14 protein-coding genes are annotated in these 17,927 nt (G+C 55.5%); 4 read left to right on the top strand and 10 right to left on the bottom strand.

The features are described from left to right. The first annotated feature begins 138 nt into the window (after positions 1-138). A complete protein-coding gene (locus tag ACFOLF_RS18400) occupies positions 139-1,149 on the top strand; it encodes an LLM class flavin-dependent oxidoreductase (protein WP_210039224.1) in 1,011 nt (336 codons plus the stop codon). A 254-nt stretch (positions 1,150-1,403) separates the two neighbouring features. Here ACFOLF_RS18400 and ACFOLF_RS18395 read toward each other — a convergent pair whose 3' ends face one another. Genes ACFOLF_RS18395 through ACFOLF_RS18380 form a run of 4 tightly spaced genes read right to left on the bottom strand, consistent with a single transcriptional unit; the run spans position 1,404 to position 5,178 of the window. After that, positions 1,404-2,171: an ATP-binding cassette domain-containing protein gene (locus ACFOLF_RS18395; protein ID WP_210039225.1), complete on the bottom strand. Its 768-nt coding sequence runs from the start codon at positions 2,169-2,171 to the stop codon at positions 1,404-1,406. A 17-nt stretch (positions 2,172-2,188) separates the two neighbouring features. Continuing rightward, positions 2,189-2,962 carry an aliphatic sulfonate ABC transporter permease SsuC gene (gene ssuC / locus ACFOLF_RS18390; protein WP_210039226.1) on the bottom strand — a complete coding sequence of 258 codons (774 nt, stop codon included), beginning with the start codon at positions 2,960-2,962 and terminating at the stop codon, positions 2,189-2,191. A 24-nt stretch (positions 2,963-2,986) separates the two neighbouring features. Beyond that, on the bottom strand, positions 2,987-4,129 hold the full coding sequence (gene ssuD, locus ACFOLF_RS18385; RefSeq protein WP_210039227.1) for an FMNH2-dependent alkanesulfonate monooxygenase: 1,143 nt from the start codon (positions 4,127-4,129) through the stop codon (positions 2,987-2,989). A gap of 44 nt (positions 4,130-4,173) precedes the next feature. Further along, positions 4,174-5,178, bottom strand: a complete 1,005-nt coding sequence (locus ACFOLF_RS18380; protein ID WP_210039228.1) for a sulfonate ABC transporter substrate-binding protein — start codon at positions 5,176-5,178, stop codon at positions 4,174-4,176. A 279-nt stretch (positions 5,179-5,457) separates the two neighbouring features. Here ACFOLF_RS18380 and ACFOLF_RS18375 point away from each other — a divergent pair, with 279 nt between their 5' ends. Continuing rightward, positions 5,458-6,654: a helix-turn-helix domain-containing protein gene (locus ACFOLF_RS18375; RefSeq protein ID WP_210039229.1), complete on the top strand. Its 1,197-nt coding sequence runs from the start codon at positions 5,458-5,460 to the stop codon at positions 6,652-6,654. Between the two features lie 199 nt (positions 6,655-6,853). Here the strand turns inward: ACFOLF_RS18375 and ACFOLF_RS18370 are convergent, their stop codons facing one another. The 5 genes from ACFOLF_RS18370 to ACFOLF_RS18350 form a co-directional block, all read right to left on the bottom strand. Then, complete coding sequence (locus ACFOLF_RS18370) at positions 6,854-7,339, bottom strand: glutathione peroxidase (protein ID WP_210039230.1); 486 nt, start codon at positions 7,337-7,339, stop codon at positions 6,854-6,856. A gap of 321 nt (positions 7,340-7,660) precedes the next feature. Beyond that, on the bottom strand, positions 7,661-9,145 hold the full coding sequence (locus ACFOLF_RS18365) for a sulfatase (RefSeq protein WP_210039231.1): 1,485 nt from the start codon (positions 9,143-9,145) through the stop codon (positions 7,661-7,663). A 7-nt stretch (positions 9,146-9,152) separates the two neighbouring features. Then, a complete protein-coding gene (locus tag ACFOLF_RS18360; protein ID WP_210039232.1) occupies positions 9,153-10,019 on the bottom strand; it encodes a carbohydrate ABC transporter permease in 867 nt (288 codons plus the stop codon). 21 nt (positions 10,020-10,040) lie between these two features. Continuing rightward, positions 10,041-10,901 carry a carbohydrate ABC transporter permease gene (locus ACFOLF_RS18355; RefSeq protein WP_210039233.1) on the bottom strand — a complete coding sequence of 287 codons (861 nt, stop codon included), beginning with the start codon at positions 10,899-10,901 and terminating at the stop codon, positions 10,041-10,043. A gap of 80 nt (positions 10,902-10,981) precedes the next feature. Continuing rightward, a complete protein-coding gene (locus ACFOLF_RS18350; RefSeq protein WP_210039234.1) occupies positions 10,982-12,289 on the bottom strand; it encodes an ABC transporter substrate-binding protein in 1,308 nt (435 codons plus the stop codon). A gap of 214 nt (positions 12,290-12,503) precedes the next feature. On the opposite strand from ACFOLF_RS18350, the gene ACFOLF_RS18345 reads away from it, so the two are divergent. Then, positions 12,504-13,478 carry a helix-turn-helix domain-containing protein gene (locus ACFOLF_RS18345; RefSeq protein WP_210039235.1) on the top strand — a complete coding sequence of 325 codons (975 nt, stop codon included), beginning with the start codon at positions 12,504-12,506 and terminating at the stop codon, positions 13,476-13,478. A gap of 32 nt (positions 13,479-13,510) precedes the next feature. Next, positions 13,511-14,497 (top strand): formylglycine-generating enzyme family protein, encoded by a 987-nt coding sequence (locus ACFOLF_RS18340; protein WP_210039236.1) that lies wholly within the window; start codon positions 13,511-13,513, stop codon positions 14,495-14,497. A 237-nt stretch (positions 14,498-14,734) separates the two neighbouring features. Here the strand turns inward: ACFOLF_RS18340 and ACFOLF_RS18335 are convergent, their stop codons facing one another. Beyond that, a complete protein-coding gene (locus tag ACFOLF_RS18335) occupies positions 14,735-17,854 on the bottom strand; it encodes an S-layer homology domain-containing protein (protein ID WP_210039237.1) in 3,120 nt (1,039 codons plus the stop codon). Between the last annotated feature and the right edge of the window lie 73 nt (positions 17,855-17,927).

Genomic DNA, 17,927 nt, shown 5'->3' with positions numbered 1-17,927 from the left:
CATAATTATAGATACGGCTTTTTCCATGAAATGCACATACTGACTGTTTCAATGGGCAAGCTGATCCATATGTCCTTATGTCCAGGAAGAAACGGCTCGACGAATCCGCAGTAAACCGTTAGAGGAGGATATGAACAAATGAGTGAACAAAAAATAAATATCCGGTTATCCGTACTGGATCTGGCCCCGGTCATCGCAGGCAACACACCGGCAGATTCCTTCCGCAATACCCTTGATCTGGCCCGCCATGCCGAAGAATGGGGATACCACCGCTACTGGCTTGCCGAGCATCACAACATGCCGGGCATTGCAAGCTCCGCTACCTCTGTCATTATTGGTCATGTTGCCGGCGGAACAAAGACCATCCGCGTGGGCTCCGGCGGCATCATGCTGCCCAACCATGCCCCTCTGGTCATTGCCGAGCAGTTCGGGACGCTGGAATCTCTGTATCCGGGCCGTATTGATCTGGGTCTTGGCAGAGCGCCGGGTTCCGACCAGGCGGCAGCCCGCGCGCTGCGGCGTGGTCTGGGCAGCGGCGGACAGGATTTCCCTGAGCTGTTAAGCGAGCTGCAGGCTTATTTGAAGCCTCCAGCCGGGGCCAATATGTCCGTACGGGCCGTTCCCGGTGAAGGCTTGGATATTCCGATCTGGCTTCTGGGCTCCAGCGGCTTCAGCGCGCAGCTGGCCGGCCAGCTTGGTCTGCCATTTGCGTTTGCCAGCCATTTTGCACCGGAATATCTGCTTCCGGCCATTGAGCTGTACCGCAGCAATTTCCGGCCATCGGAAGCGCTGGACAAGCCATACGTCATGATCGGCCTGAATGTCGTTGCCGCGGATACGGTCAAGGAAGCCGACAGGCTTGCGACCTCGCAGCAGCAGCAGTTTCTTAACCTCATCCGCGGGCGCACGGCCCGTTTAAGCCCCCCTGTGGACAGCATGGAGGATCTCTGGCATGAGCATGAGCGGGCACTCGTGCAGAAGCAGCTGAGCTACGCCATTGTCGGGGACCAGGACACGATACGGAAACGGCTTCCCGCCTATCTGGAGGAAACCGGCGCTGATGAGTGTATCGTAGCCTCCCAAATTTATGATCATGAAGCACGGTTGAAATCCTATCAGCTGCTGGCCGGAGCCGTTAATCTCAAATAACAGCGCTGCGCTGCTGCCTCTGCGTTCGAGCGTCCAATCGGGCGTCTCCACAAAAAAACCTGCCTGCAGCATCCAATCCCGGATTGGATGCTGTAAGCAGGTTTTTTGTGAGGCTGCAGCCTGTTTAATAGGACCAAACGTCCCGGAGAAGAACAAACAATCCGTCTCTTTCGATAACATCCCCTGTTTCCCTGAATGATCGGGTAACCGCGCTCCTGCCGATGTGCGCCTTCGGCAGGAGTTTTTATATAGGGTCAGATGGAGTAGGATTCCTTCTTCCTGAGCTCCAGCTCGCTGCGCTCCAGGATCCGGTCCAGGATCAGCTTCTCAAAATGAGCGAAGCCGCTGTCCCGCTCCCTCGGCCGGTCAAGCGTGATAAGAACATCCAGCGCAATTCGTCCATTCTCAATCAGAATGACGCGGTCCGCTATGGCAACCGCTTCGCTGACATCATGGGTGACGAGAACGGCTGTAAACCGCTGTTCCGCCCACAGCTCCTCGATTAATTGCTGCATATCAATCCGCGTAAGAGCATCAAGCGCTCCCAATGGCTCATCCAGAAGCAGCAGCCGGGGCGAACCCACCAGGGCTCTGGCTAACGCCACACGTTGGCGCTGGCCGCCCGACAGCACGCCGGGCCACTCATTGGCGCGATCCTTCAGCCCCACCTGCTCCAGCGCTTCCAGCGCCTTCTCCTTGTCGCCCGACTTGACGCCGACCCGGACATTGTCAACGGCACGCTTCCACGGCAGCAGGCGGGCATCCTGGAAAAGCATCCTGGTATCTTCGCGGATTCCCGCGATCTCCGTTCCGTCGAAGGAAAGCTCGCCCTGCGTCGCCTGCTCCAGACCCGCGATCAGACGCAGCAGCGTGCTCTTCCCGCAGCCGCTGCGTCCGACAATCGCGATGAACTGCCCGGCCGGGATGTCCAGATCGACTCCCCGCAGCACTTCCTTCTCGCCGAATGTCTTGGAGGCGCCGCGCACGAGGAGCCGGGATTCTGTTTCTTTACCGTTCGTCACAAGCCCCACTCCTTTCCTTAGCGCTTGGCATAATTCGGATGCCACTTCAATAATTGCTGCTCGAGCAGCCTTGCCGCCGTGTCGGATAATTTCCCCAGGAGGGCGTAGATAATAATCGCCAATACGACAATATCAAGCCGCATGAATTCTCTGGCGTTCATCGCCATATAACCGATCCCGGAGTTGGCGGAAATCGTCTCCGCAACAATGAGCGTGAGCCACATGAAGCCCAGCGCATAACGGACTCCCACCAGAATGGAGGAAATAGCGCCGGGCAGAATCACATGCCGGTACAGCGCGAAACCCCGCAGCCCGTAGACCTTGGCCATCTCAATCAGCCCGGGGTCCACCGAGCGGATGCCATGCAGGGTATTCATATAGATCGGGAAGAATACGCCCAGCACGACCAGGAAGATCTTGGCCGTCTCGCCAATGCCGAACCACAGGATAACAAGGGGAATGAGCGCCAGATGAGGCACGTTGCGGATCATCTGCATGCTGCTGTCCAGCAGCCGGTTCGCCGCCCAGGACAGCCCGTTGAGCATGCCCAGCACGAAACCGATTCCGCCCCCGATAATAAATCCGATAAAAGCCCGCCGGGTGCTGCTGCCGATATACTGCAGCAGATCGCCGGACTTCGCGAGCGTCCAGCCTGCTTCCGCCACCTTTAGCGGAGTCGGCAGCGTCCGGACGGAGATCAGCCCGAATTCGCCAAGAAGCTGCCAAACGATAACAATCAATACAGGAACAATAGCAGGTGTAACGCGGCTGCGGAGTAATTTATTCAACATGATCCTGATGCTCCTCCCTCCAGGTTACGACCTGCTGCCGGATTTGGCAGGGCGAACGTTATACGCCACAAGCTCGCCTTGGGCCGGAATCGCAGTCTGGTTGTCTTCGGCGTGCCCGCTGAGCGGCAGCAGCGGAAACAGCAGCTCTGCCGTCCGGTAAGCCTCTTCCAGATGCGGATAACCGGACATAATGAAGGTTTCAATGCCGAGCTCCGCGTATTCCTTCATCCGCTCGGCAACGGTGGCCGGATCGCCGACCAGCGCGGTCCCCGCTCCTCCCCGTACAAGTCCGATGCCCGCCCATAGATTCGGCGAAATCACCAGGGAAGATCGGTCTCCCTTATGCAGCTGGGCCATTCTTTGCTGCCCGACCGAATCATAACGCGCCAGCACCTTCTGCGCCTCGGCTATGGTTGCATCATCCACATGGCGAATCAGCTGATCGGCCGCAGCCCATGCTTCCTCCTCGGTCTCCCGCACAATGACATGAAGCCTGATGCCGAATTTGATCTTTCTGCCCTTGGCTTCCGCCAGCTTGCGGACCTGAGCAATCTTGCCGGCTACTTCGGAAGGCGGCTCGCCCCAGGTCAAATAGCAATCGACATGATCGGTGGCGATTTGCTGCGCGGCAGGCGAGGAGCCCCCGAAATATACGGGAGGATACGGCTTCTGAAGCGCCGGGAATAACACTTCCCCCGTCTCCGCGCGCAAATGTTTGCCTTGATAGGTTACCTTATCCCCCTGCATCAGACCTCGCCAGATTGTCATAAATTCATCCGTTAGACCGTAACGTTCATCATGGGAAAGGAAAATGCCGTCCCCGGCCAATTCAACGGGATCGCCTCCGGTGACCACGTTGACCAGCAGCCGGCCGCCCGACAGCCGGTCAAAGGTTGAGGCCATTCTTGCCGCTGCCGACGGCTGCATCAGGCCCGGACGGATCGCGACCAGAAATTTCAATCTGCGGGTCACCGGGAACAGCGACGATGCGGCGATCCAGGAATCCTCACAGGCTTTGCCGGTAGGCAGCAGAACGCCATGGTAGCCAAGGCGGTCCACAGCCTGCGCGATTTGCCGGATATAATCGTAATCAACCGAACGCGCACCCTCCGAGGTTCCCAGGTAACGGCCGTCCCCGTGAAGGGGGATAAACCAGAATACTTCCATATCTTTCTCCTCCATCCGCTTTGCAGGGTATGTGAAGTAGCGTCTTACTTGATTACCGCTTCGCTTACATCAATGGCGCTCGGGATCAATTCCAGCTTGAGGAAAGCATCCGCGATAGCCTGCTGTTCCGCAATGTTCTCATCCGTCATCAGCTCCACCCCGAAGGTACGGTGCGATAAGGCCTGCTCCAGGGAAGGCACATCCACGCCCAGCGCCGGGGATAACAGCTTCGCAACCTCAGGGAGATTGTCGACAGCCCATTTGTCCGTCTCCGTTATTTGATCAAGTATCGTATCGACGGCTTCTTTATTGGATTCCGCGAAGGTGCGGGATGCCAGATAGAACTCATAATTTTTGACCAAGCCCTCGCCATCTGCGAGCACACGCGCTTTGGTCGCAAGCTGCGCCGCTGAGTAGAAAGGCTCCCAGATCACCCAGGCGTCTACATTGCCGCTCTCGAATGCCGCCCTCGCATCGGCGGGAGGCAGGAATACCACTTCAACATCATCGTAGGAGAGGCCTTCCTTCTCCAGATATTTGACGAGCAGGTAATGCACATTCGAGCCTTTGTTGAGCGCGATTTTCTTGCCTTTCAGATCAGCGCCCGTCTTGATGGGGGAATTCTCCGGCACCAGTATGCTCTCCGCTTTCGGACTTGCCGGCGAATGAGCCAGATAGACGAGAGGCGTGCCCGCAGCCTGGGCAAACACAGGAGGCGCTTCCCCGGTATGGCCCACATCGATATTGCCGGTATTAATCGCTTCCAGCAGCTGGGGTCCGCCGGGGAATTCCGTCCATTCGACTTTGTAGCCGACAGCTCCCAGCTTCTCGTCCAGAGTGCCCCGCTCCTTCATGATATTAACCGATGCATATTTCTGATAGCCGATGCGGACGACCTTGTCGGCCCCCGCCTTCCCGCCCTCGGAGGTTTCGCTGCTGCCTGCGTTATTGTTGGAGCCGCAAGCGGTCAAGGCCAGCAGGAATAAAGATAAGATGAGTGCCCCTATCCATTTCACACCTTGCCTTGTATGGCTGTTCTTCTTGTTCATTTGTCTCATGCCCCTTTATGATCCCGGATAATTTAAAACTCATAATTCCTAGTTAATTACTGAGCTTTATTAACATCGAAGTTATCACCTTGTGCGCCGGACTGTCAATAGCTTGAGGATACATGATGAACAATGAGGAGCAATGAGGAAAATGACCTCCCTCGGGAGCCATTTATCAATTGAAGTTTAAGCTCCTATCGATTATTATTATATATAACTTATAATTCCTATAAATAAAGTCGGTTTTATTGGATTGTGAATGGGAAAGGGCGGTCCGGCATGCAAAGTGAACGCTTTAATCTGTTGAGCCTCCGGGAAGCCATGGATATCCTGGGCGTCAGCCGCGCGACAATCGACCGCTGGCGTAAAGACAAACAGCTGCCTCATATTAAGATCGGCAAAGAAATATGGATCGATCCCGATAAATTGCAAGCCTGGGTCAAGCTTCATGCCATTGCCGGGAAGCAGCATGTCTCAGAGAGCGTATCTTCCCCTCAAGTCATTACAATCGGTTACCAAAGCGGCGCGGCGCTGCTGTGGAGCCCTTTGGTTATGAAGCAGCTGGGCCTCTTCGAAGAGGAGCTCCGCCGGATCCGCCCGTCGATGGCGTACCAGGTTAGCTGGGTCAACGCACCAAACGGGATGGAGCTTGTGGAAGAACTCATCGCAGGCCGGGTCAATATAGCATCGGTTGGCGACTATCCGATTATCGCCAGCCGTACACTCAACCAAATCCTGCCCCGCTTCAAGCCCCAGGTGCTGGCCTTCGACGGCAAAACCAGAAGCGGAGGCGGAATTTCCCTGGTCGTTCCGACAGGAAGCAATATCCATCATCCGGATGATCTGTCATCACTGCCCATCGCTACGGTTGGCAGCTCCAGCGCCTCCTATCGGCTGAAGGAGTGGATGAATACGTTCGGACTGCAGGCTGAGCCTGTGATTCATCGCGGGATGGAGGAATGCGTAAGCGGCTTTCTTGGGGGCAAAGTGGGAGCCAGCGTGCTGTGGGAGCCTTATCTGAGCTGGGTCAAGTCGATCGGAGCAGGTACTCCCCTCGTCTCCGAGGGCATAGGCGGCGATTATTTGACCGGGCTCATGGCGGATGGGGGCTGGGTCGCCGGCAATGAGGATATCGTGATTGCTTATCTCAAGGCTCATTTAAGAGCGCATACGTTCATCCGGCGCGAACCGGTGCGCGCCGCTCAGCTCGTCCATGAAGCGAGCGGCTTTCCGCTGGCCGTCGTCGCTGGTGTACTGTCGCAAATCCGCTGGGATGCTTCCTTCTACAGCCGGGATCTGCAGACACTGGGGCGTCTGGACGAGGGACAGCCCGATTCGTTGTCTCTTCCTGCCAGTCATGCCGGCATCTTCGAGTTCCCCAAGCAGTATTTGCAGGAGGCTGTGCAGGCATTGAAGCTACCCATTCTTCCGGACTCTCCGCTGCCGGGGGAATGGTCGAGCGACGACTTGTATTAAGTGCCTCTGCTATTCGCGGAAAACGGGCACCAAGAAGAAACGGGCTGCGCCGTCCTTTGGCGGCCCAGCCCGTTTCTTCCCTGGGTCTGACAGAAATAGGCGTGAAACTTATACATTCTATAAGCCAAAAAAGAACCCTTTTCATATATGGGTCCTTCCTGAATCCAGGCCTGTCCAAGCCGGGACGGCATTCATCGCATTATTTTGCTTCCAGCAGCTCTTTAATGTCGCCTTCAATTGCTTCAGGCTCCGTACGCGCTGAATACTGCCTGATCACATTGCCCTCGGCGTCCACCAGAAACTTCACAAAGTTCCATTCGATATCCCCTGTGTGATAAGGAGCCGGAGCGTTATCCACCAAATATTTGTACAGCGGAATCGCATTCTCGCCCTTCACGTCAACCTTGGAGAAAACAGGGAATGTTACTTGATAATTCAATTCGCAGAAGCTTTGAATTTCCTCGTCCGTGCCCGGCTCCTGGCCATTGAACTGGTTGCTCGGGAAGCCCAATACGACGACGCCGTCATCCTTGAAGGTATCATAAATATGCTGAAGGCCTTTATACTGCGGTGTAAGTCCGCAAGCGCTTGCCGTATTCACAATGAGCAGAACCTTTCCCTTATAATCCGATAGCGCTTTCTCTCCTGATGCTGCGGTTTTAACGGTATAGTCATAAACGGACATGATGGTTCCCTCCACAAAGCTTATTTTAAATTGTTCACAATTTAATTGTGTATAATATACCTCTCCCTGCCCCTTTTGTCAACCTGTTGGTGAGTTCCCTTCTATATTCTTCCCTGTTCCAAAAAGAAAGGACCGGCTGGATCTTTATACATGACGATGCAGGCTTCTGCCAAACGGAATTAGCAGAACAGAATTATGAAGCTTCTTCATTCCATTATTCAGAAAAAGCCATTTCGAACCGGCCTGAATACACGGCCTTCTCAAAATGACTTCCTCTACATTTATTCCAAATCATAGGTTGACGAGGCGAATATCTCAGCTCTATTCTCTACCTCGGACAGGCAGTCCCAGGCGCGCATACTGCTCTTCAGGTGCTTCATTCTCCCGCATCAACTCCGTCAGGAGGCCGACCATTCTGGCCTCGACGGCAGCATCCGCAATTGGTTCCCGCTGCTGCGGGTCCGTCTGCACATCATAAAGCAGCGTTCCATAGGCGTGGAGATTGCCATAGGTCCGTGCAGGAATGCGCAAGGTCTTCACGCCCTTGGTGAAGGAGAACGGCTCCGCAAGCTCCAGATTCTGCAGCTCTGCCGGATGGAAGCGGCTGCGCATATGGGTCGGCATCAGCGTATAGTCGTAGAGCAGCCCGTTCTTCACGGAATCCGCGGCACGCATATAGACATAACGGCCGTCCGTCACATTGACATGCCCCCCGTGAATCCCGAACAATGCCGCTTCGCGGACCGGCTCGTCCGAAGCAATGGCCTGCCGCAGGGGCTTGCCCTGCATGTCGGGAGGAAGCGCTGCGCCGAAGAAATCCAGCAGCGTTGCAGGCAGATCAATCGTCTGTACCAGACTCTGCCTCCGCTCGCCCTGCACCCCGCTGCGCGGGTCCCAGATGAACAGCGGAGTGTGGGCCACTTCATTGTAGAAGGGCTGTACGCACTTCGCCCACTGATCATGCTCTCCGAGCAGGAAGCCATGGTCGGTATTGACGATCAGCAGCGTATCCTTCCACAAGTCCAGCTGATCCATCAAGTCCAGCACCTTGCCCAAATAATGATCGCACATGCTCAGCAGCGACGCATATTCATAACGCATATGCCGGACCTCCTCCGGCGATTCGGTTACAGGACCGTACGGCGGCCAATCGAAGGGACGGCCCTCATACTCGTGCGGATAGAGCTTTTTGAACGCATCCGGGCTGTAAAAGGGTTCATGCGGGTCGAAGGTCTCCAGCTGCAGGAACCACTGGTCTTCCTGATGGTTCCGCTGGATGAATGCAAGTCCCTTCTCGAACGTCCGGGCTTGAGGAAACTCCTCCGGCTCCTGGATATATGTGCGGTTGATCCGGTCATGCCGGACCATTTTGCGGGCATGTGGAGGGAGCTTGTCCAGGTTCAGCCCTTCCGGAGCTTTCACTTCGCCTTTCCAGGGATCGCCCTCCTGCCCGCGGATCAGCTCGAAGGATTCATACCTTGTATGATACGTTCCGCCTCCGTCCTCCCAATAATGCTGGTGGTCGGTAACCAAGTGCGTATACACGCCCGCTTCCCCAAGCCTCTCAATAGCAGAGTCGTCGAATGGCTCCAGCGGTCCCCAGCTGCGGTGCAGGAAATTATACCGCCCGGTATGCAGCTCCCTTCTCGCAGGCATGCAGGGCATGCTCCCGACGTAGCTGTTGTCGAACACGGCCGTGCGCTCGGCCAGCCGCTTGAAATTCGGCGTTTGAAGCCATTCCGGGCCCCCGTATGGAGAGAGCATATGCCGGTTCAATGTATCGAACATGACCATAATGGCTTTCATTTCATTATCATCCTTTCACGCTTGATGCCACCATACTGCGGATAAATTGCTTCTGAAAGATGAAAAACATGACGATAATCGGCAGCGAAACGAGCAGCGATGCGGCCATCAGCAGATTGTAATGCACCTGATGCTCACCGCGGAACACCTGCAATCCCAGCTGAATCGTCCGCATGGACTCGCTGTTGGTATAGATAAGGGGATGGAAGAAATCATTCCACACCGCCACAAACTTGAAAATCCCCAGCGATGCCAGCAGCGGACCGCTCTGCGGCAGATAGATGGAGAAGAACAGACGCAGATAACCGGATCCGTCCATATAAGCCGCGTCGTCCAGCGCTCTTGGGAATTGCAGATAATATTGACGGGCCATGAAAATACCGAAGGCACCGGCAAGCTCGGGTACTATCAGCGCAAAGTAGCTGTCCAGCCAGCCGTTGCCGCCGCTGCCGAGCCAATCGTTCCCGCCGAAGAACGGGATTGATTTCATAATCAGGAACTGGGGAATGACCGTCACCTGTGCAGGCACCATCATCCCGACCAGCAGCGTCAGGAAGATCAGCTGGTTTCCTTTGAATGTTATCCGCGCGAAAGTGAAGCCCGCCAGCAGATTGAAGATCAGACTGCCGATTACGGTGACGGCCGTCACAATCGCCGTATTCTTGAAATAGGTCATCCAGTCGCCCATATGCATGGCGCGGATATAGTTGCCCGGATGCCAGGCCGCAGGCAGCAGCTTCATGGCCCCGAGCGAGAACTCCTCATCTCCCTTCATGGAAGTGAAGAATGTAATCAGCAGCGGCAGTATGGTCATGGCGCAGAAGATCACGAGCACCAGATAGGCCAAGCTTTGTTCGATTCGTGTATGTCTCATGATCCGCTCCTATTCCGCCGCCTAATTCCGGCTGCCGATCCCATATTGAATCAATGTGATCGCAAGCGTCGCCGCCAGCAGGAAAACGGCCATGGCCGATGCGTATCCCATACGGTATTCCTGGAAGCTGGCTCCGACGATTTGGGTCACGATGGTGGTGCTCGAATTGGCCGGTCCCCCGCCGGTCAAAATGTAAACGAGATCGAACACCTGGAAGGAACGAATCGTAGCCGTAATGAACAGAAACAGCGTCATCGGCTTCAATAAGGGCAGCGTGATGAACCAGAATTTCTTGATTCCGGAAGCGCCGTCCAGACCCGCCGCCTCATACAGAGTCTCGGGAATGCCTTGAATGCCGGCCAGAAAAACGATCATCGCATAACCCATCCCTGTCCATATGCCGATCACGATAACAGACCCGAGTGATGTATGCGGGTCCTGCAGCCAATTCTGGCCGCCGATACCGACAACATCCAGCAGCCGGTTCACCGGTCCCTGAAGGGGATCCAGCAGCCACAGCCAGGTCATGGCGACAGCGACGGAAGATATGACGCCAGGCAGATAAATAAGCGCCCGAAACACGGCAAGTCCCCGGAGCTTCATCGTCAGCAGACTGGCCAGCACCATACCGATCGCCATACCCGGAACGACTGTGCCCACCCAGTACCAGGCCGTATTGATCAGCGCACGGTGAAAGATCGAGTCATGCAGAAGACGGCTGTAATTCTTCAGGCCGACCCAATCCGGAGCCTGCAGCATCGTATAGTCGGTCAGGCTCAAATACAATACCCAAATGACCGGCACCAGGATGAAAACAGTAAAGATGAGCACATTCGGCAAAATCAGAAAATAAGGAACGATCCGGTTCCAGCCCTTTTGCATCCTTGGTTCCTCCTTGAACATCAAGGCTTCTCCCGCAAGATCGATCCGCGGGAGAAACCTTATTTTGCTTGAGCTGCACTCTACTGGGCGCTTGCAAGCTCTTCTCTGGCCTTGGCCGCATTGTCCTTCAACGCTTCCGCCACCGGTCTGACTCCTGCGTAGGACTCCTCAAGCGCAAGCCGCAAATATTTCACATTGATGGCCCAGCTGCCGGATGCCCCGTAACCACGCGCATCATTAAGCGCTTCGAAGGAGATTTCATTCTCGGGAGCCAGCTTCACAAAATCCGCCTTAACCGACTGAAGCGGAGGAATATAACCTGTCTTGGTGGTGAAATCAAGAATATTCGACTTGTCGAACCAGAATTTAATGAATTTCCAGGCTTCTTCGGGATGCTTGGACTTCTGGGAAGCGGTCAGAAAGGTCCCCAGCATCAGAGCGGTCTGTTTGCCGTCTTTGCCTGCCGGAGGGAGCACCCAACCGATTTTGTCAGCGCCCACCGATTGCTTGAGCGCTGCCGCACCGGAAGTGGAGATGAATGCAAGCGCCGCCTGGCTGTTCTGGAAGGGCGTTCCGGTTACCTGCTGCTGATTTGCCTGGATAATGGCGCCCGACTTGTACAGATCGACCATTCTCTGCACCAGATCGATGGAAGTCTGCGAGTCGAATGTCGGATTGCCCTTCTCGTCATAGAAGTCCTCGCCCAGCAGCAGCAGGAGCGAGAGATACGATTGCTCCCCGTTGCTGGTCTGGATATCAATTCCGCCGCGCACCGTTTTTCCGTTCTCCACCTTTTTCAGCTTTTCGGCATACTCAAAGATTTCATCCAAGGTCTTGGGCGGATTGTTCGGATCAAGCCCCGCCTCGGTGAAGAAGTCCTTGCGGTATGCCAGCGGACGGATCTCCGGCATCAGCAGTCCGTATTGTCCGTTCTCATATTGACCCGCCTTCAGAATATCCGGGAAGAAGTCCTCTTTCCCCTCCCAGTTATCCGCTTCTATATAGGGGTTCAAATCCAGATATTTGCCTTGATTCACGGTAGAGATCAATTGACCGAAGCCCAGTCCCTGCACATCCGGCTGCAGGCCGCCTGCATAGGAGACGGTCAGCTTCTGGAAATAGTCGGCCCATGGAATGGACGTAAGCTCGACCGTAATATTGGGATTCTGGTCTTCAAACTTCTGAATAATGTCCTTAACAGCTGTCGTAAGGATATCCTCTGTCCCCGGATACCAGAATTTCAGCGTAATCATCTCCTCTTGTGGCTCATTTCCCGAACCGGCGTTTGCCTGATTATTGGGTTCATTAGAGGTGCCGCCCGAGCACGCCGTCGCGAGCATGGTGAGCATAAGCAGTAGAGTGAGCGATAACAGTGAAGCTTTTTTCATCTTCGGTTTCCCCCTGATTCTATTGGTCTCATGTTATGCAGCACATCATTCGGTTATCCGGTCTGAAATACAGGTCTACTATTCCTATTAAATTACTTGTATTTGTGCCTGCCAATGTTTAAGATTATAGCACGGAGCCTCTCCGCCGTATTTATCCTAAATGGTCAATAATGTTTCAAAAATGCAGATTCCTGTATAGACAAGGGTGGTATAAATGACCAATTTGATGGAATTCAGCAATCAGAGCTCATTGGATCAGTTGAATATCAATGTGAGGTGGATGAAGGAATGGACCGTAACCACGCCGCATACTTACTTGTTTATTTTCCCTTATACCGCGATATGGATCGTCCTCTCCGGAGCTGCGGTCATCGAGCTGGATCAGGTCCGGTATACGCTCAGGCAAGGGGATATCGTCAGTATTCCGCCACAGACCTATCAATCGTGGATATCTCTTGAGGGTGAGGAGCCGTTCCATTATCTATCGCTTGCCTGTGAGGGCAAAGTGGGTTATTTTGATTTTATCAGGTTGTACCGCTTTCCCCGTGTGGTCTCTGATATCCGCCAGGAGGATTTCGACCGTCTGGTCACTCTTTGGCGGGAGCTCGCCGCGGATTACGCAGAATTTTTGAAGCCTTTCGACAAAAAGGACTTGAAAGCTACGGAACGCAGGTATGAGGATGGAAGAGGCGGCGACGGGGATTATCCCGTCTTCATGCTGGATACCAGCCAGACCATCCAGCATCTGCGGATCCGGGCCGGCGGAACGCTATGGACGCTCAAGCTGTTCGAGGCTCTGCAGGAGCATCTGCCTGATCGGCCCATCGCTTATGACAACCGCGTATTCGGGGTTTGCACCTATGTGGAGAAGCATCTGAAGGAGCCGCCGACTTTGGACGAGCTGGCGCAGTATGTCTCGCTCAGCAAGGAGCAGCTCCGCACCTTGTTTCAATCGACACTGGGGATTTCGCCAATCAAGTATGTCCGGCAAATCCGCCTGCAGCGGGCACGGGATTTGCTGCTGCTGTCCAACTATCCGATGAAAGAGATCGCCGGGATGGTCGGCTTTGAGAACCAGCATCATTTTTCCCGGGCATTTCATCAGAGTGAAGGCATGTCGCCGATGGAATACCGCCGCAGACAGAAGGGAAACAGCTCCAGACAAACCGGATATTTCACCTCAGCATAACTAAATGGAACGGAAGGGTAAGCGTGATATGAATGAGTGATCGTACGGAAAATCAACCAGCCAGCTCCTGCTGTGCCGCAGGGAGAAGTGAAGGGCCCGCTTCATTGAAGCCGGATATCTCCGGCAAGGACAGCCAGAAGCCCAAAGCCCCATCCTCCTGGAAGGAGCAGGAGATGATTCATTTGCCCGGCGGTTCATTCCTGATGGGCACCAACGACAATGAAGGATTTCCCGCCGACGGGGAAGGACCCGTCCGCGAAATTACGCTGGCCCCCTTCTATATCGATCCCTGCACCGTCAGCAATGCCGAGTTCGCCCGATTCGTGGAAGCCACCGGCTACATCACCGAGTCCGAGAAATTCGGCTGGTCTTATGTCTTTCATTTGCTCGTGTCCGAAGCCACCGCCCGCACCGTGACCCGCTCGGTCGAACGCTCGCCCTGGTGGTGGGTGGTGGGCGGCGCGGATTGGGCCCATCCGGAGGGGCCGGATTCAAGCGTGGAGGACCGGATGGATCATCCTGTCGTCCAAGTCACCTACAATGATGCCCTGGCGTACAGCAAATGGGCAGGCAAGCGGCTCCCTACGGAAGCGGAATGGGAGTACGCCGCCCGCGGCGGGCTCAAGCAGAAGCGCTATCCCTGGGGGGACGAGCTGAAGCCCGGCGGGGAGCACCGCTGCAATATATGGCAGGGCAAATTCCCGCTGGTCAACCATGCAAGCGACGGATATGTCGGGACGGCTCCCGTGAATGCCTATCAGCCCAACGCGTACGGCCTCTACAATGTGTCGGGGAACGTCTGGGAATTCTGCTCGGACTGGTTCAGCCCCGATCATCATCTGAAGGCCGGCCGTGTGAACCCCAAGGGTCCGTCCAAAGGCCAAAGCAAAGTAATGAGAGGCGGCTCCTATCTCTGCCACCGCTCGTACTGCAACCGATACAGGGTCGCCGCCCGAAGCTCCAACACGCCGGACAGCTCCGCCGGCAATATGGGGTTCCGCTGTGCGAGAGACGCCTAGTCAGCAGACTGCCTTTATCCAACCAAGAAGAGCCCCCGGGGAAAAGTTCTTTTCCCATGGGGGCTTTCTGGCTTCCATCTTCGTGATTGCACTCGCGCATGCCTACAGCAATGCTGGCAGCCGAATTGCACAGAGCGTCTCCAGCTCAACGGAATGTGGATTATCCGGATCCTGTAGATCTGCAGCCGTTAAAAAGGCATTGGCTGGCGGATATTCCTTGTTTAACTTTGATATTCATTAGGTGTGATCTTCCGGCTCTGTTGTAAAAATCACCTCATTGGATTGTCCGGCATTCACCCCGTCCGCTACAGACAGCCGCAAGCGGTACGCAGTGCCGGGATTCAATCCGAGCACCTGCACAAAACTTGCATCAGGCGTTACAGGCGAATCCGTCTGGGCGTTCTGCCAGGTTTCCCCGTCGTCCTCCGATATCTCCAGGTTCACTTCGGTTGCCAGCAATGGCATCGTATAACTGGCATAGGTTGTCGTATCGGATGTATACAGCACTTCCAGATCACTAATCGGCGCCAGCGGATCCGCTTCCGCTATGAGGTTAACGGTCTGGATGCTCGCAATGGCATGCTCCTGCGATGAATCCTGCTCGAAAGCCACCCATGCGTCGACACGAATCGTCCGGTCCGTCAGTGAAGGCAGCAGCTGCACCGAATACGTCACGTTCTCGTCCCAGCCGCCTGTCAGCGTGTAGGGATAAGGAGGGAACGTGCCTGAGAAATGATCGGTGCCCGGCTCCCGGTAAAGATAAAAATAGGCATAAGGCCCAGAGCCTGAATTCCCGTATTCTACCGTCAGCATATCCACATCCTTGGCCAAGCCCGGGGCGTTCAGCTTCACGCCATTCACCGCGCCTGCATAGTCAGCTCCAGCATTGACAACATGTACGGGAATGGACAGCATATGATCCCTGGTATTATAAGCAACCTGATACTGTTCATCGTTGATCACGGTCAACTGCGCATCCGGCACAAGCGTAAACCGGATCGTTGTACGGCTCTGGCTGTCGTCTGTTACGGTCAGCTCGTAGGAACCGCTCTCCCGGATTTCATCACCCAGCTCGTAAAACTCATCCTCTTCGCCATCCTTCACCAGAGCCGCGGAGACGATCGTCCTGCCTTCCGCACGTTCAGGCGTCACATAGGAGGCATAGATCTGCCCATCCAGAACACCGACGATCACAGGGTCCGGCTCCGGCTCCGGCTCCGGCTCCGGCTCATCCCCGCCTCCGCCCGGCTGCTCCGCCGAATTCGTCGTGACGGCGACTCTATTCGATTCGCCAGCATGCAGTCCGCCCGTAACGATCAGGCGCAGGAGATAATCGGTGCCCGGACTCAAATCAATGACCTGAGCCGCAGCCGATTGAGCGCTCAAGCCCTCGCTCGTCGCAGCGGTTGTCCAGCTTTCTCCATCATCCCCGGATTGCTCGAGGGATACATGCTCAGCCCATAACGGCTGCGTAAAGCTTACATCCACGGCTGTCTCCGCCTTGGCAGTGACCGCCAAATCGGCAATAGGGGCGGCAGGATCGGCTTCGGCCGTGATGTTGATCGTCTGCAGCCGGGCAACAGCCTGCTGTGAGGATTCTGCCGCCCTACCAACCCAGGCATCGATGCTTAATGGCCGGTCGTGCAGCGAAAGCCCCAGATCCACTGTGTATGTTACAGCATGATCCCAGCCTTGCGTCAGCGTATATGGGGAGGGTGGAAACATGGCAATGAAATCATCGCTGTCCCCATCGCGTTTCAATACAAAGTCCATTTCATGATCCGGGGAGCTGGCCGACGCAGGCAGCGACTGCACATCATCTGCCAGTCCACTCACGCTCAGCTTCAGGGTGTTTACCGCATTGGCAAAGTCCGCTCCCGAGTTGCGAAGCTGCAGCGGGACGGTCAGCAGGTGATCCTTATAGCTGACTCCCTGCTCCAGCGCAGTCAAACTGGCGTCGGCCCGGAGACTGAAGCTCACCGTGCTCTTGCCGCCTGCACCGGTTAGAGTCAGGACATATTCGCCGCTTTCCTTGATCATGTCTCCAAGTTTATAAGAGGCATCTGCTGCGCCATCCTTCTCCAAAACAGCGGAGGATATGGAACTGGTACTTGCCGGAGTCACATAGGCAAGATACGTCTGCCCGTCCTGCACCCCGGTAATGACCGGAACCGGATCGCCGGCTCCTCCTCCAGGGAAGGGAATGTTTGAACCCGAGCCAGGATTGGGCTCTGGCGGGTAACGGTTAACCTTTTGCGGAGCGCGCTCAAAGGTGGAACCCGGTACAAAAAGCACAGCCTCAACAATAACGCCTTGACCGGTCATCGTAAGGAAAGCATGCGCCTCCAGCTTCTCAATTGAGCCCGTTTCGGCAATAAGAAGGATCATTTGAGTCAGAGCCTGCATGGCCTCCACGGTGGTTGTACCCTCCAGAACCAGGCGCACCGTACCTTCCGGCTTGTCCACAATAATCAGATTGAAAGCCGAATCGACGAGATGAACGCTGTTGGCGCCGCCGCCGTGTACGGTTGTCGTTCCCTGCACGATAACTTTCTTAAGTTGCACATCGCCTTCTCCAATTCCTTTCTCCAGCGTCAGATTCCCGTGGATTACCGTATTCTGCAGCGTGACGCCCGCTGCCGCGATGACGACATCGCCCGTCACTTCCTCTGTTCCGCTGGAAGGGCCATAAGTTCCGGCTTCCTTGTACACCGTATCCGCCACAGGCTCTGCGGGAGCCGGCGCTTCCATGGACCGATCCAGCGCAACAACGGCTTCTGCACGGGTCAGATCCCGTTCAGGCTGGAAGCTGCCATCCGGATAGCCGGACAGCCAGTTCCTCTCCGACACCGCAGCCACCGCATTCCGGCTCCAGCCCCCGATCCGGGAGACATCCGTGAAGCCGAGTGCCGCGGTATCTGCCTGAGCAGCGTCCAGCTTCGCCAGCCTGGAGAGCATAAGCGCCGCTTCCTGGCGGGTGACGTTCTTCATCGGCCGCATCGTCCCGTCCTCATAACCGGAAATATATGCCGCTGCCGCGGCTTTGCCGATTTCCGGAGCATACCATTTGCCAGCCTCGACATCGGAATAGACAGCCCCCGAAGTTCCGTTCAGCTTGTAGGCACGATTCGCAAGCGTAATAAACTCCGCCCTCGTAACAGGCTGATCAGGATGATACGACCCGTCGGCATAGCCGGACAGCAGCCCGTTCTCCGTCCACCTCTGCAGCGTTTGCGCAGCCCAATGACTCTGAATATCGCCAGATTCGGCTGTGGCAGTCCAAGCGGCCCCCGACCATAACAATGAGAAGATCAACGCGGCTGCAGCCGCTCTCCAGCCTCTATTCTTCTTCCTCACATCCATCATCCTTTTCCCTGAAGTAGCTATCTCAGGAGGAAGAATAGCACGGGACTTGCGTCCGATATAATTT

It is taken from the genome of Paenibacillus sepulcri, assembly GCF_042647105.1.
Classification (GTDB): Bacteria; Bacillota; Bacilli; order Paenibacillales; family Paenibacillaceae; genus Paenibacillus_Z; species Paenibacillus_Z sepulcri.
Note: the sequence above shows the minus strand (reverse complement) of the source record. Positions and strands in the feature narration are given on the sequence as shown.